We start from the raw sequence: 14,113 nt of genomic DNA on the forward strand, positions 1-14,113 counted from the left end.
AGCAGATGTTATCTAAACAGCAAAAAGCGTTCATCCTTACTTTTATTTGATAGGAGGAGTATGATGTCCGATTTGCTAGATGTTACTATCGGGAAACTGCTTGAAAAGACAGCTGAACAATATGGTGATAATGAAGCTGTGGTTTACCATGAACTTGGCCTTCGCCATTCGTATCGCGAATTTGAAAAGATTTGCCGAAAGGCAGCCCGGGGGTTCATGTCACTCGATATTGAAAAAGGGGAACATATCGCCATTTGGGCGTCCAATAAACCGGAATGGCTTATATCCCAATTTTCCACTGCGAAAATGGGCGGGGTGCTGGTTACGGTCAATACTAATTACCGTACAAGTGAACTGGAATACCTACTTAAGCAATCGGATTCGACGACGATTATCCTGATGGAACAATATAAGGATCATTCCTATATAGAAACGCTGTATGAAATCGTACCTGAATTGAAAAATGCAGAACCGGGAAAATTACAATCTGAGAAACTGCCAAAATTGAAAAATATCATCGTTTTAGGCGAAACGCGTTATCCCGGCACGTTTTCCTGGGATGAAGTCATTAGTGGGAGCGAATCCATTTCGGAGGAGTCGCTGGACATGAGGATGGGGGAATTGGGTCCAAGTGATGTGATTAATATGCAATATACATCAGGGACGACAGGATTTCCAAAAGGTGTGATGCTAACGCATTCAAACTTGGTCAACAACGGCTTGAATGTTGCGGAATGCATGAAGCTTACCAAGGATGACCGGCTTTGCATCCCCGTTCCGTTTTTTCATTGTTTCGGCTGTTCCCTTGGTACGATGGCCTCTGTTACTGTAGGGGCAACAATGGTGCCCATCGTGGAATTCAATCCACGCGCAGTCCTTCAGGCCGTTGAATCCGAAAAATGTACGGCGCTTCATGGTGTACCGACGATGTTCATCGCTGAACTTAATCTCGATGACTTCGACCAGTATGATTTACGTTCGTTACGGACTGGAATCATGGCAGGCTCAACATGCCCAATCGAAGTCATGAAAAGTGTGGTGAATAAGATGGGGATCTCGGAAATTACGATTACCTATGGTCAAACGGAATCATCTCCAGGAATTACGATGACAAGAACGGATGACCCAATCGAACTTCGTGTTTCCTCAGTGGGTAGGGCCTTGCCGAAAGTGGAAGTGAAAATTATCGATCCAGCTACTGGGGAAGAAGTCCAGCGGGGCAAACAGGGTGAACTTTGTTCAAGGGGATACCATGTGATGAAGGGATATTATAATAACCCGGAAGCTACTGAGCAGGCGATTGACCGGGAAGGCTGGCTTCATACGGGAGATTTAGCGGTGATGGACGAAAATGGTTATTGCAAGATTACAGGTCGGCTGAAAGATATGATCATTCGCGGAGGGGAAAATATATATCCCCGTGAGATAGAAGAATTCCTCTATCAACATCCTGCAATAGTCGATGTACAGGTACTCGGCGTTCCAGATCAAAAGTATGGGGAAGAGGTAGCGGCATGGATCATTTTGAAAGCGGGAGAAACCCTTACGGAGAAAGAATTGATTGAGTATTGCAAAGGGAAAATATCTTTTCATAAAATTCCCCGTTACATTCAATTTACGGATGCTTATCCAATGACTGCATCCGGAAAAATCCAAAAGTATAAGCTTCGGGAACAAACTCTTGACCTACTATCGGAACACACTAAATAAGGAGGATATCGAATGATTCGAAAAATTCTTATCGCAAACAGAGGAGAAATAGCATCACGTATTATTCGTACATGCAAGAAGATGGGAATACTTACTGTCGCCGTCCATTCGGAAGCAGATTCGGATTCGCCATTTGTGGGATTGGCAGATGAGGCATATTTATTGGGTGGTTCAAGAGTACAGGAAAGCTATTTGAACGTCGATAAGATTTTGGAACTCGCTAAAGAAACCGGAGTCGATGCCATTCATCCAGGTTACGGATTTCTTAGTGAAAATGCAGATTTCGCCCGTTCTTGCGAAGAAGCCGGCTTGATATTCATTGGTCCCAAACCAGAGGTCATCCAGCAGATGGGGAATAAAGTCGAGGCAAGGAAAAAGATGGAGGAAGCGGGACTTCCATTGGTTCCAGGATTTTCACGTCCATTAATTGATAGCGCAGAAGCGGCAGCCGTTGCCGAAAGGATTGGATATCCAGTCATGTTAAAAGCAGCGGCGGGCGGCGGGGGAATCGGCATGCAGGCCGTTGCCGATGAAGATGAACTTTCCAAAGCCTTCGAAGGGAACCAAAAACGTGCCCAATTGTTTTTTGGCAATGGAGATATGTTCATTGAAAAATTGATAGAGAAACCTCGTCATATCGAAATTCAAGTATTGGCGGATTCCTTTGGGAATGCTGTTTACTTATGGGAAAGGGAATGCTCCGTTCAAAGGCGTCACCAGAAGGTCGTGGAAGAAGCTCCCTCTTCTTTCCTGGACGAAGAAACAAGAAACAGGATGGGAATGGCTGCAGTGAAAGCGGTAAAATCCATTGGTTATAGCAATGCGGGTACCCTCGAATTTTTAGTTGATGCGGATAAAAATTTCTATTTCCTTGAAATGAATACGCGCCTTCAGGTTGAGCATCCTGTCACCGAAGAAATTACGGGACTGGATTTAGTCGAGCAGCAAATTAAAATAGCGTCAGGCAACAAACTGGAATTCACACAAGCAAAGATTAAAAAGGATGGACACTCCATTGAAGTGCGCATATATGCTGAAGATCCGAAAACCTTTTACCCAGCACCGGGGAAAATCACCAGCATGGAACTTCCTGAAGGTGAGGGGATCCGTCATGAATTGGCGGTTCATGGAACTTCTGTCGTCTCGCATTTTTATGATCCGATGATCGCCAAATTGGTAGTGAGCGGCGATTCGAGGGATAAAGCAATCGAGAGATTAAGAGAAGCGCTGGAAAGCTATAACATAGAAGGAATCAAAACAAACCTTCCATTGCTGAGGGAAATAATTTCTCATGAAGCTTTTTCCCAAGGGGATACGACTACGGATTTCATTGGGAAATATATTAAAAAATTGACTGTATAACGCATATTTTTAAAACATTAATGATCTGGGGGAATATAAGATGGCAGAATTAAAGGCAAGCATGGCAGGAAGCGTTTGGAAGATCGTAGCGAACGAGGGGCAAAGTGTAACCGAGGGACAGGATATCATTATCTTGGAATCCATGAAAATGGAAATTCCGATTGGAGCTGAGGAAGCCGGCACCATCAAAGAACTTAAAGTGAATGAGGGGGATTTTGTAAATGAGGGCGATGTATTGGCCGTCATTGAATAAAGGGACGGAGGGATAAGATGAATTGGCCCGAAAAGGTGATAATTAAGGAAGTCGGTCCGCGTGATGGGCTACAAAATGAAAAGGTCATCATACCTACGCGAAGCAAAATCGATTGGATCGACCATCTTTCTGATACAGGACTATCTTATATAGAAGTGACTTCTTTTGTACATCCAAAGTGGATTCCTCAATTGAGTGATGCCGTTGAGGTGGCTAAGGGAATTAAGCGCAATCCCGGTATCACTTATGCTGCCCTTGTACCCAATCAAAGGGGACTTGAGTCGGCGCTTGAGGCTAATATCGATGAAATTTCAGTGTTCATGTCATCCAGTGAAACCCATAATCTTAAAAATATCAATAAATCGATTTCCGATACCTTTCCAGTATTGAAGGATGTCATCGGGACAGCAGCAAAAAGCGGGAAAACGGTTAGGGGTTATGTTTCAACCGTTTTCGGCTGTCCTTATGAAGGGGAGGTTTCAACCGAACAGGTTTTCCGTGTTTGTGATCAACTTTTTGAATACGGAATCAATGAGGTCTCATTGGGTGATACCATCGGGGTTGCATCTCCAAGACAGGTTGCCTTGTTCCTTGAACAGGCTGTTAAAAGATATGATATCAGCCAAATTGCCCTCCATTTTCATGATACAAGGGGCATGGCACTCGCTAATGTACTCGAATCACTGAATTATGGAGTGGTCACTTTCGACTCTTCGCTCGGTGGTTTAGGGGGATGCCCGTATGCACCAGGTGCGAGCGGCAATGTGGCAACGGATGACCTGATTCATATGCTTCATAATATGGGAATACACACGGGAATCAATCAAGAAAAACTAACTAAGGCTGCGACCATGATGCAAAGCTTTTTGGAAACGCCATTGCCTAGCCATCAAATGGCTGTATATAACGCGGAAAAAGAAAATTGAGGTGGAATTTATGACTTCATTAGTTGAGATCAGTCATGAGGAAAAGGGAATTGCCATCGTGACTTTGAATCGTCCGGATGCTGCCAATGCATTATCCACGGAATTGCTTCATTGCTTAATCGAAGGGTTGGATGACCTGAAAAGGGATTCCAATTTACGAACCGTCATATTAACGGGAGCAGGGGAAAAGGCGTTTTGTGCAGGTGCTGACCTTAAGGAACGAGCTGGGATGAATGATGATAAAGTCAAGGAAACAGTCAAGCTGATCGGTGAGACGATTACGGCTGTAGAAAACCTTCCAGTCCCAGTCATCGCTGCAATTAACGGCTCGGCTTTTGGCGGAGGGCTGGAGTTGGCTCTTGCTTGTGACATACGCATCGCATCGGAAACGGCAAAGGTGGGACTGACGGAAACGGCATTAGGAATCATCCCGGGCGCCGGCGGTACTCAGCGCCTGCCGCGAATAGTCGGAATACCTACAGCTAAAGAACTGATTTATACAGCAAGGAGATTGGACGCAAAAGCAGCACATGCCTTGAAAATCATCAGTCATGTATATCCGCCCCAACAATTACTTGAGGAAGCGAAAAAACTGGCTGGGGAAATTGCGGGCAATGCCCCATTAGCACTCAGGGCAGCAAAAGCGGCGATCAATCAAGGGGCTGATACCGACTTGAACACAGGATTGCAAATTGAAAAAGACTGCTATCAGACAACCTTAAAAACCCGCGACCGACAAGAGGGTCTGTCAGCATTCAAGGAAAAGCGCAAACCGGTATTTACGGGTAAATGATTTCAATTGAAGGAGGAACATGAATGGTAACGACGGATAAACTAACCGAAACGGTTGAAACGATTAAAAAAGGCGGTTTAGAAAAATATCATCAAAAAAATGCTGAAAAAGGAAAGCTTTTCGTACGTGAACGGCTAGAGCTTCTATTCGATGAAGGGGTCGAAATAGAGGACGCTTTCTTTGCGAATTGTTCCAGTGATGGCCTTCCCGCAGATGGTGTAGTTACAGGTATCGGGAAAATCAATGGTCAGAGGGTCTGTGTCATGGCCAATGATTCGACGGTAAAGGCCGGTTCCTGGGGAGCAAGGACAGTCGAGAAAATCATTCGCATTCAGGAAACAGCTGATAAATTACAGTTGCCCCTCCTTTATTTAGTCGATTCTGCCGGTGCTCGAATCACGGATCAGGTAGAAATGTTTCCGGGACGCCGCGGTGCAGGACGAATCTTTTACAACCAAGTGAAGTTATCGGGAAAAGTCCCGCAAATTTGTCTATTGTTCGGTCCGTCTGCGGCGGGTGGGGCATATATTCCAGCTTTTTGTGACATTGTCGTAATGGTTGAGGGCAATGCATCTATGTACTTAGGTTCACCGAGAATGGCAGAAATGGTCATTGGCGAAAAGGTGAGCGAAGAGGAAATGGGCGGGGCGAAAATGCACTGTTCTGTTTCAGGGTGCGGGGATGTGCTTGTTAAGTCGGAAGAAGAATCCATCGCGTTTGCACGCCGATACTTAAGCTATTTTCCAGGAAATTATCAAGAAAAGCCTAAAGCCACAAAGCCTGAGCTGCCTGCGGATTTCGAAAAAACATTGGAAGAACTGATTCCAAAAAATCAGAATGCAGCCTTTAATATGTATGACCTGATCGATAGGATCATAGACAGGCAATCGTTTTGTGAAATCAAGAAGCTATTTGCTCCTGAATTAATTACTGGGCTTGCAAGGCTAAATGGGCAAACGATAGGGATCATTGCCAATCAGCCGCGAGTCAAGGGCGGCGTACTGTTCCATGATTCAGCCGATAAGGCAGCCAAGTTCATCAATTTATGTGATGCTTTCCATATACCGTTGTTGTTCCTGGTGGATATTCCTGGATTCATGATTGGGACGAAGGTCGAACGGGCAGGCATCATTCGCCATGGTGCGAAAATGATATCGGCCATGAGTGAAGCCACGGTCCCAAAAATTTCAGTCATTGTCCGTAAGGCTTATGGGGCTGGACTTTATGCGATGGCCGGTCCCGCTTTTGAACCGGATTGCGTTCTTGCCTTACCGACGGCATTGATTGCGGTCATGGGGGCAGAAGCTGCGGTCAATGCCGTCTATGCCAATAAAATCAATGCGATGGAACCAGAAGAGCGCCCGGCATTCATCGAACAGAAGCGCAATGAATACAATGAAGACATTGATATCTACCGCTTAGCCTCCGAGATGATTGTTGATGGCATCATCCAGCCAAATGACCTGCGTGATGAATTGTGCGCCAGGTTTGAAGCATATAGCAGTAAACAATTGACATTCACCGATCGTAAACATGGAGTCTATCCAGTCTAATTAATTCAAAAAAAAGCCCGGTCATGATGACCGGGCTTTTTATCTTGTGTTAAAATAAATGACTTTTCAAATAATAAAAAATTTTTTTCCATTATTTATTCTAATAATAGAAAATTTAAGGAAATTGAATTCTCTGATGGATTAAATATTATTATGGGAAAGGTAACAAATAAAAAGGATTTAGATTCTAATTCTCACAATCTTGGGAAAAGTACCCTCATTAATTTAATTGATTTCATGTTTTTAAAAGAACTTAAATCAGGTCATTTTCTAAAAGATAATTTCGATAAGTTCAGTAATTATATCTTTTATATGGAATTAAAAAAAGCAGAAAATGATTATATTACAATAAAAAGACCAGTTAAAGCGAACACAAAAATTTCTTTAAAATATCACAAGCGGGGTAAACAAGATTTTCGATATGATCAAGACTGGGATTATAAGGATATTCCTTTAACCTCCTCAAATTTGGATAAAAATCCAAAGGAAATACTTAATCGTTACTGGGAATTTAGTTCGATCCTTCCTTATAACTATAGACAATACTTAAATTACTTTCTTAGAACCCAATATGATTATGATGCGGTCTTTAAATTATCTAAATTTAGAGGTTCTGATTCAACTTGGAAGCCAGCAATTGCAGATTTATTTGCGTTTAATGGTTCTCTTTTAAAGGAAAAATATTTTTTAGAAACAGATATATCAACTGAGCAGAGATTGTTTGATGAAATGCAAACTAAACTAAATATAAGTTTAAATGAGCTAGACCAAATCCAGTCACTTCTTGATATTAAATACGTAAAAAGACAGCAGGTTACTACTAAAATAGACAACTTTGACTTCTATCTAAAAGATAGGGAATTAAACAGGGAGTTAATTGAAGAGATAGAAACCACAATATCTAGTTTGAACAGTAGGGAATACACAATAAGGTATGAAATTGAAAAAACAGAAGAATCTTTAAGGAATAGTGTGTCATTTGATGAGATCAATGTGCTTTTTCCTCAACAATTAAAAAAAGATTATGATGATCTGATTAAGTTTAATAATGACATTACTGAAGAAAGAAATGGCTTTTTAGCAGAAAACTTATCTAAATTAAAGCAACAATTAAATGATGTAAATAATAAATTGCTTATACAAAATAAGCGGCGTAATGAGATTCTCTCCGTTTTAAAGGAAAAGGATTCCTTTGTGAAATTTAAAAAATATCAAATGGAACTTGTTGAGTTAGAAAATGAAATAAGTAATTTGTTAAGTAAGATTGATAACTTTGATGTTTTAAAACAGATGCAAACAGCTATTAAAGGAAAGATTGCAGAATTAGAAAAACTTATTGTGCAGATAGATAATCATCTAAAAAGAGGTAGCGAAATATTTAAAGCAATAAGGTTAGATTTCTCAGCATTAGTGCTCGACATTTTAGGAGAGACGACGATACTATATAATGAATTGAATGGATCTAATAATGTTGATTTTAAGGCACACATCGTTGGAATGGATGAAGCTCAAATCACATCGAAATCAGATGGATATTCCTATAGAAAAATGCTTTGTGTTTGTTTTGATCTAGCGGTTTTACTAAATTATCCGACAGAAAAGTTTTATCAATTTGCTTACCATGATGGAAGTTTAGAATCAGTGTCTGATTCAAAAAAAATAAAGTATATTGATAAGATTCAGGAATTGTGTTCCACAAATGGAATTCAATACATATTTACTACACTGGAGGATGACATACCTCGATATGCAGATGGTTCATTGTATAAAATTCAAGATTCAGAGATAGCTATTACTTTGGATGACAGGGAAAACAATGAGGGCATGTTATTTGGTATAAGTTTTTAGATAAAAAAAATAGGAGAACTGAAAAAGCTCTCCTATTTTTTTCAGTATCCGCAAGTGCTCCAAAATTAATTACAGTAATACAGTTTTTATGATTTATAATAATCTTGAATTATAAGTGCCTTTGAATGACCTATTAGTTTATTAAATATCAGCCTCCTTGATATAAGCTTATTTACTATGATCAGTCTCACTAATGGTAAGCATAGCATCAGCAACTATCAAACTCATCACTTAATTCTTCCTGTGCTATATCAAAATGTAGCTTATATTACTTGATGCATAAGGGTTTTCAAAAGTATACAAAAAGCTGTATAGCTTATTCAGCAGCCTGTTCTAATTATTCGACCAATAAAAGGAGTCACAGTCATCCTCTTTTCTAGAAGTGATTTTATTAGCTAGTACAATACAATAGAATTACTATAAGAGCCATGTTCATTCCATGGTGAAGATCAAAACCATTTAGTTTCGTATTCTGATGATAATTGGAGTGACAGGTATCATCATGAATTTCAGTACCTTATCGAACAAGATATGATATTTGGAGACCCTTTATTAGAGTTACTAAATGATTCTCTAAAGGATTAACGGTTAAGGATTTACCATATATTCAACAGATAACCACAAATCTGTGTCATGAAAATACACGCTGGTATGTGAGTTACTATAGTGTAGGTGAGATAGCAAGTCATAGAAGGAGTCTAGAAAGATGCTCAATCTCTGAAAACAAAGTTGCTTTCTTTAGACTTTGTGATTTGTAAATACATAAAAAGAATTTCTAGAATGCACATGTTTGTTTTGTATTTTAAATGATACTTTGAACTGTATAAAAATTGTGAAGATTTTCACTTAAACTAGCGTGCGCTTTTTTTGAATAAGTGAAGAGGGACCTTTAAGGTTCTTTTCTTTTTACTAAAAATCAAAAGCATCTTTTAACAGAGCTATATTAATAAAGAGAGAGTTAGAAGGTGCTAGCCCTCTACACTATAAATACCTTCTGCTCTCCCTCAAATAAACCCATTCCATTAGACTCATTAAAAAAACTTAGCTGTTTTATCGTTCTCTGCATCTATTTTCCTCTGCTACTTCCTCAGCAGTCATTTTCTTAAAGCCTTGATTTGTTTTTCTGCCTCTTTTAAATCTAGGTTGCTGTACTTCCTCATTTGTATCCTTAGACGCCTCTAACAGCATCCTCATTAAATCATCTGCATTCTCTGTAGGTTCTACGGCTTTCCTCCTCTTAACTTACTTAAAGTATCTTGCTCCTGATCCTCTATAGGTTCTAAGTCCATAATAAAAGCCTCAGGCTGTGTAGCCTCAGGCTTTTGTATTGCTGTATTGGCTCTATTGGCGTTGTGTGTTCTACCGTATCCTTATCCTCTAATTCCATTGTTTCTAAGTCCTCAAGGGTATTGTCCTGCTTACTTTGTTCCTGTCATTCATGCTGTCTATCTCTTCTTTTATGTTTTAGTAAGCTGTCCCTTATTTGAAACAACTTTCTACATCTTTACATTCACCTGAATAGAGCTAAACCAAGCATTTACAGCTTTTATTAATGGTAATAAACCCTGGTTTATTGGGTGTAGTTTTACAGTTACCAAACGGAAGTTTGGAGGAATAAATGGAGCAGGTAAGGAACAGGGAGAGGGGCTGAGTCAAGGGGCACTTGTCCCAATTTGAATAACATGCATAGGATACATCAGAAGAAGCCTGCTAAATTTTAAAGTATGATTAGACTTTTGGAAGGAATTTCATACAGTTTGGAATCCTTGATAAATAAGGGTTGAGAGAGCTAGAAAAAGTTTCTACAAAAATATACTTTATTTCGTGGCTTGCAACTGTCTAGGAACTACCAACTTCCTTAAGGACCTAACGGTTAATACAGTAAAGAAAAAGTGACTTAAGTTATTAATTGATGCTATTAATGCTACTTGCCCATCCATTTCTCAGGGTATACAGTACCTCGAAGATGAAAAATATATAAAAAGACTAGTGGAAAATATAAATAAACAAAGCTTCCAGCAGAACCTTGAGTTTAATACTGGGAGAGGTAATAGCGCGTTCAGTAACCTAACGTATTTGGGAGATAAAAAAATACTGATGGATGTTAGCGAATTAAAAATAAAAGGAATATGGTTGTATACAGGAAGGATTTACGATGATTTAATCATATTTGAAACAGAAGAAAATGAACCTTTTATTATAAATGGAAAAGAGACTTATAATGCATTAAGAGTCAACAATGAACATATAGTAGAAGCACTTCACCTAAATACAGGGTATGTAGAAATTGGAGACGAAGTATTTAGTCTTAGTGACCTTCACGTACAAGAAATCAATAGATCAAATTATTATAAGTATTACTTTATTGGCACTGAGTTTCACTCTTCAATAATACCTGAGAATGATTCTGTGTTAGATGGGTTTCAAGAAATAGAGATCATAAATGGAGAAGTAGTATCACAAGTGATAAGAACTATAAGAAAGAAGAAACATAGAGAGGTATCATATAGGTTATAGTAACCGTGAAAATAAATGGACGTTAAAACACATTAAATAAAAAAGGAGGGGCTGTTTAGAGCTCCCTCCAATGAATATCTAACTTTGGCTCATTATTTGTCTCGATGATACACTAATAAGCAAACTGTTTAACAAAATGAGGGTTGAGTTAATGTATTGACCGGTTTAAATGAGTATCCTGAATTAGGTATAAAATTGAGGGGAGCATTAGAGTTTAAACTCCATTCGATGATTTAAGAGAGCCTTTTGGCTCTTTTTATTTTGAAAAAGTTTTAACTTTGTAAATTTGTGTTTTGCTGTCCTACCCTCCCCCTACAGGGATTATTTCTATTAGGATCATGGTCCTTTGTTTACTCTAAGCTATATTTATATTATGTAAATTGGGGAGGATAAAGTTTTCGCTTATTATAAAACGGATTTACATAAATATGGGGATGACTTTACATAATATAGAAGGATATGAATTCCTTTGTAATAGGGAGGTGATTAGATGTTCTTCAAAAAACGAAAGATTAGAAATAATAAAGACAAACAGGTCGTGACTGAGAATTCACAAGATATTGGCCAGCTGTTTGCTAAGGTTAAAAAATCCAGTGATTTTAAACAATTTCCACTTACGGATGAATCGGGACATTTAATCATTTCTTACTACAATACACTGGTCGATAAACAACAACTCCAACTGAAAATTTTAATGATTTTCCGAGAGACCCCTTTTGAACTAGGCAGGCTAGAGAAAATTGATGACATAAAGAAAATCATCGCAATAGAAGATATTGTAATAACGGATAATCGGAACGAAGCTGAATCAAAGTTACTTAAAGGGTATGCGATAATTCAAATGAAGGAAAATGATCAAAGGGTTGCTTTAATTCTCTTATCTAATGATACAGCTGGATTGCGTGAACAAAATAATGTTGAAAATGAGTTTAGTGTGGTGGGGCCACAAATTGGGTTTCTTGAGAATATTGATGTAAATATACATTTATTAAGACAACAAATAAATACAACTGATCTAATTACGAAGGAAGTAAACATTGGTTCTACTTCAAATACTCGAGTTATTATTGCTCATATTGATGGGATTACGAGTGAGCAGCATGTTAATACCATGACCCAACGGCTTCAAGATATTGATTTTGATGTCATTTTTGATACTTCTCAGCTGCATCAATTTATAGAAGATAATTCCCTTACACCGTTTCCTTTGCTTCTTCCAACTGAACGTGTGGATAGGGCGGTTCAAGCTCTTATTAACGGACAAGTAGCTGTTTTAAGTAGTGGGTCGCCATATGTCATTACAGGTCCTTCTACGATCATTGATTATTTTATGTCACCTGAAGATTACTTTCTCCCATGGATTCTTGGATCTTTTTTTCGTTTAATACGGGTATGCAGTGTCCTTTTCTCCATTTTTGGAACATCTATTTATATAGCTGTTATCACTTACCATTACGAGATGATTCCAAACGATTTATTCGGTTCACTTAGTATTTCTCGTTATAATGTCCCGTTTCCGCCGGTATTAGAGGTGATTTTTCTGGAATTCACGATTGAACTATTACGTGAAGCGGGAGTCCGGTTACCTACAAAGGTAGGACAAACATTGGGAATAGTGGGCGGTATTGTTATCGGCCAAGCGTCAGTTGAGGCGTCCCTTACAAGTAATGTCTTACTCATTATAGTCGCCTTATCTGCCTTAGCTTCCTTTACTACCCCAATTTATAAAATGTCGAACACTATACGTTTTTTACGTTTTCCATTAATTCTCTTCGCATCTATTTGGGGGGGACTAGGCATCGTTATCGGGATTGCCTTTTTAATCATTCACCTTACACGGTTAGAATCTTTAGGAACACCCTATACCGTTCCATTTTATCCTTTTAGGCCTGAGGATTTAACGGACAGCCTGATCCGTTCCTCTTATAGTAAAACATCCAAAAGGCCAAATTATTTACGTCCTAAATCAATTTGGAGATACCACCCACATAATCACAAAAAAAAGAAAAGTGATTTTGATGAATAATCAGGAAAGGATAATAAAGGTGAAGTAAATGAAATTATGTTTTCTGTTAACTTTTAGCTTAACTTTCTTTTTATCAGGGTGTGGTATACATGAGAGGATCATTGATGAAGTTCAGATTATTGAAGCTCTAGGATATGATCGGGAAGAAGGCAAAGTTAAAGGAATTGCTCTTTATCCTACTTTCGCAGAAAAGGATAATATCAAATTGAAGATTTATAAAACGGTGTCTGATTCAAATGAAGACATACTCCCGAGAATGAATGCAAAATCGGCCTACCCTATTGAGACAGGAAAATTAGATTTTATATTGTTCGGCAAGGAATATGCCACACAAGGGATCGAAGATGTTATCACTAATTTTGCCCGAAATCCAAGAACTGCGAGTCGAATGCAGTTGGGCATTGCTGAAAACAAAGCCGAAGATATACTTCAATCCAGTAAACATGTGAATCTTTCATTCCATTTAAGTGAAAAAATCAATCAAAACATAGAAAGTGGTAATTTGCCAAAAATGAATCTGCACATGTTTTTGAAAAATTTTCATCAAGAAGGGAGGGATCAAATTTTACCTTACTTTATCCTAGAGGAAAATCAAATTAAAATTGACGGGTTAGCCTTATTAAAAAACGGGAAGTACATAAATCATATTAATTTAAGACAGTCCTTAATTCTAAAAACATTAATTGACGGGTCTCAAAATGGACAATATAAAACCAAAATCACGCAAAATAAAAAGGAAGGTTTTATTCTCTTGAAAAACCTGGATGCAAAAACTACATATACGGTTGAGAAAAGCGAAAGCATTCCCAGTATATTCATCGATTTAACCATCCATGCAGAGATTGAAAAAGCATCATCCTGGTTTGATTTGAAAAAAGATAAAGATATTGTAAAATTGGAACGAACTTTAAATGAACACTTTAAGGAAGAGGTCCAACGTTTAATTTCACTGGTACAAGGATACAATGTAGATCCCATTGGGTTGGGAGAAAAGGTTAGAGCCACCTCAAGAAATTGGGACTATCAACGGTTTATGGAGATATACCCAGAAGTAAAAACCACTGTACACACAAATATTGACATCCTAAATACAGGTATTGAAGATTAAGTCTGCATGATAAGAGG

10 protein-coding genes are annotated in these 14,113 nt (G+C 38.6%); all 10 read left to right on the forward strand.

The features are described 5' to 3' along the window. Positions 1–72 precede the first annotated feature (72 nt). Positions 73–1,710 carry an AMP-binding protein gene (locus tag ABIE66_RS12355; RefSeq protein WP_370017034.1) on the forward strand — a complete coding sequence of 546 codons (1,638 nt, stop codon included), beginning with the start codon at positions 73–75 and terminating at the stop codon, positions 1,708–1,710. 12 nt (positions 1,711–1,722) lie between these two features. Then, positions 1,723–3,072: an acetyl-CoA carboxylase biotin carboxylase subunit gene (locus ABIE66_RS12360; RefSeq protein WP_289324923.1), complete on the forward strand. Its 1,350-nt coding sequence runs from the start codon at positions 1,723–1,725 to the stop codon at positions 3,070–3,072. 40 nt (positions 3,073–3,112) lie between these two features. Beyond that, positions 3,113–3,325 carry an acetyl-CoA carboxylase biotin carboxyl carrier protein subunit gene (locus tag ABIE66_RS12365; RefSeq protein ID WP_370014888.1) on the forward strand — a complete coding sequence of 71 codons (213 nt, stop codon included), beginning with the start codon at positions 3,113–3,115 and terminating at the stop codon, positions 3,323–3,325. Positions 3,326–3,342: 17 nt separating this feature from the next. Further along, on the forward strand, positions 3,343–4,251 hold the full coding sequence (locus ABIE66_RS12370) for a hydroxymethylglutaryl-CoA lyase (RefSeq protein WP_370014889.1): 909 nt from the start codon (positions 3,343–3,345) through the stop codon (positions 4,249–4,251). 10 nt (positions 4,252–4,261) lie between these two features. Further along, positions 4,262–5,044, forward strand: coding sequence for an enoyl-CoA hydratase (locus ABIE66_RS12375; protein ID WP_370014890.1), 783 nt, complete (start codon positions 4,262–4,264; stop codon positions 5,042–5,044). A 23-nt stretch (positions 5,045–5,067) separates the two neighbouring features. Beyond that, positions 5,068–6,597, forward strand: a complete 1,530-nt coding sequence (locus ABIE66_RS12380) for an acyl-CoA carboxylase subunit beta (protein ID WP_289324926.1) — start codon at positions 5,068–5,070, stop codon at positions 6,595–6,597. 153 nt (positions 6,598–6,750) lie between these two features. Further along, the gene (locus ABIE66_RS12385) at positions 6,751–8,445 is read left to right on the forward strand and encodes a DUF2326 domain-containing protein (protein ID WP_370014891.1); all 1,695 of its coding nucleotides are present in this window, start codon (positions 6,751–6,753) and stop codon (positions 8,443–8,445) included. Positions 8,446–10,521: 2,076 nt separating this feature from the next. Continuing rightward, complete coding sequence (locus ABIE66_RS12390; protein ID WP_370014892.1) at positions 10,522–10,962, forward strand: hypothetical protein; 441 nt, start codon at positions 10,522–10,524, stop codon at positions 10,960–10,962. A gap of 490 nt (positions 10,963–11,452) precedes the next feature. Next, positions 11,453–12,988 (forward strand): spore germination protein, encoded by a 1,536-nt coding sequence (locus tag ABIE66_RS12395; protein ID WP_370014893.1) that lies wholly within the window; start codon positions 11,453–11,455, stop codon positions 12,986–12,988. 28 nt (positions 12,989–13,016) lie between these two features. After that, positions 13,017–14,096, forward strand: a complete 1,080-nt coding sequence (locus ABIE66_RS12400; protein ID WP_370014894.1) for a Ger(x)C family spore germination protein — start codon at positions 13,017–13,019, stop codon at positions 14,094–14,096. Positions 14,097–14,113: the final 17 nt, after the last annotated feature.

This window comes from Peribacillus sp. B2I2 (genome assembly GCF_041261685.1).
Lineage (GTDB): Bacteria > Bacillota > Bacilli > Bacillales > DSM-1321 > Peribacillus.

What these genes read in the sequence shown, in the direction of transcription:
- ABIE66_RS12360 (WP_289324923.1), top strand. Translation starts at nt 1,723, where the DNA reads ATGATTCGAAAAATTCTTATCGCAAACAGAGGAGAAATAGCATCACGT.
- ABIE66_RS12365 (WP_370014888.1), top strand. Translation starts at nt 3,113, where the DNA reads ATGGCAGAATTAAAGGCAAGCATGGCAGGAAGCGTTTGGAAGATCGTA.
- ABIE66_RS12370 (WP_370014889.1), top strand. Translation starts at nt 3,343, where the DNA reads ATGAATTGGCCCGAAAAGGTGATAATTAAGGAAGTCGGTCCGCGTGAT.
- ABIE66_RS12375 (WP_370014890.1), top strand. Translation starts at nt 4,262, where the DNA reads ATGACTTCATTAGTTGAGATCAGTCATGAGGAAAAGGGAATTGCCATC.
- ABIE66_RS12380 (WP_289324926.1), top strand. Translation starts at nt 5,068, where the DNA reads ATGGTAACGACGGATAAACTAACCGAAACGGTTGAAACGATTAAAAAA.
- ABIE66_RS12385 (WP_370014891.1), top strand. Translation starts at nt 6,751, where the DNA reads ATGGGAAAGGTAACAAATAAAAAGGATTTAGATTCTAATTCTCACAAT.
- ABIE66_RS12395 (WP_370014893.1), top strand. Translation starts at nt 11,453, where the DNA reads ATGTTCTTCAAAAAACGAAAGATTAGAAATAATAAAGACAAACAGGTC.
- ABIE66_RS12400 (WP_370014894.1), top strand. Translation starts at nt 13,017, where the DNA reads ATGAAATTATGTTTTCTGTTAACTTTTAGCTTAACTTTCTTTTTATCA.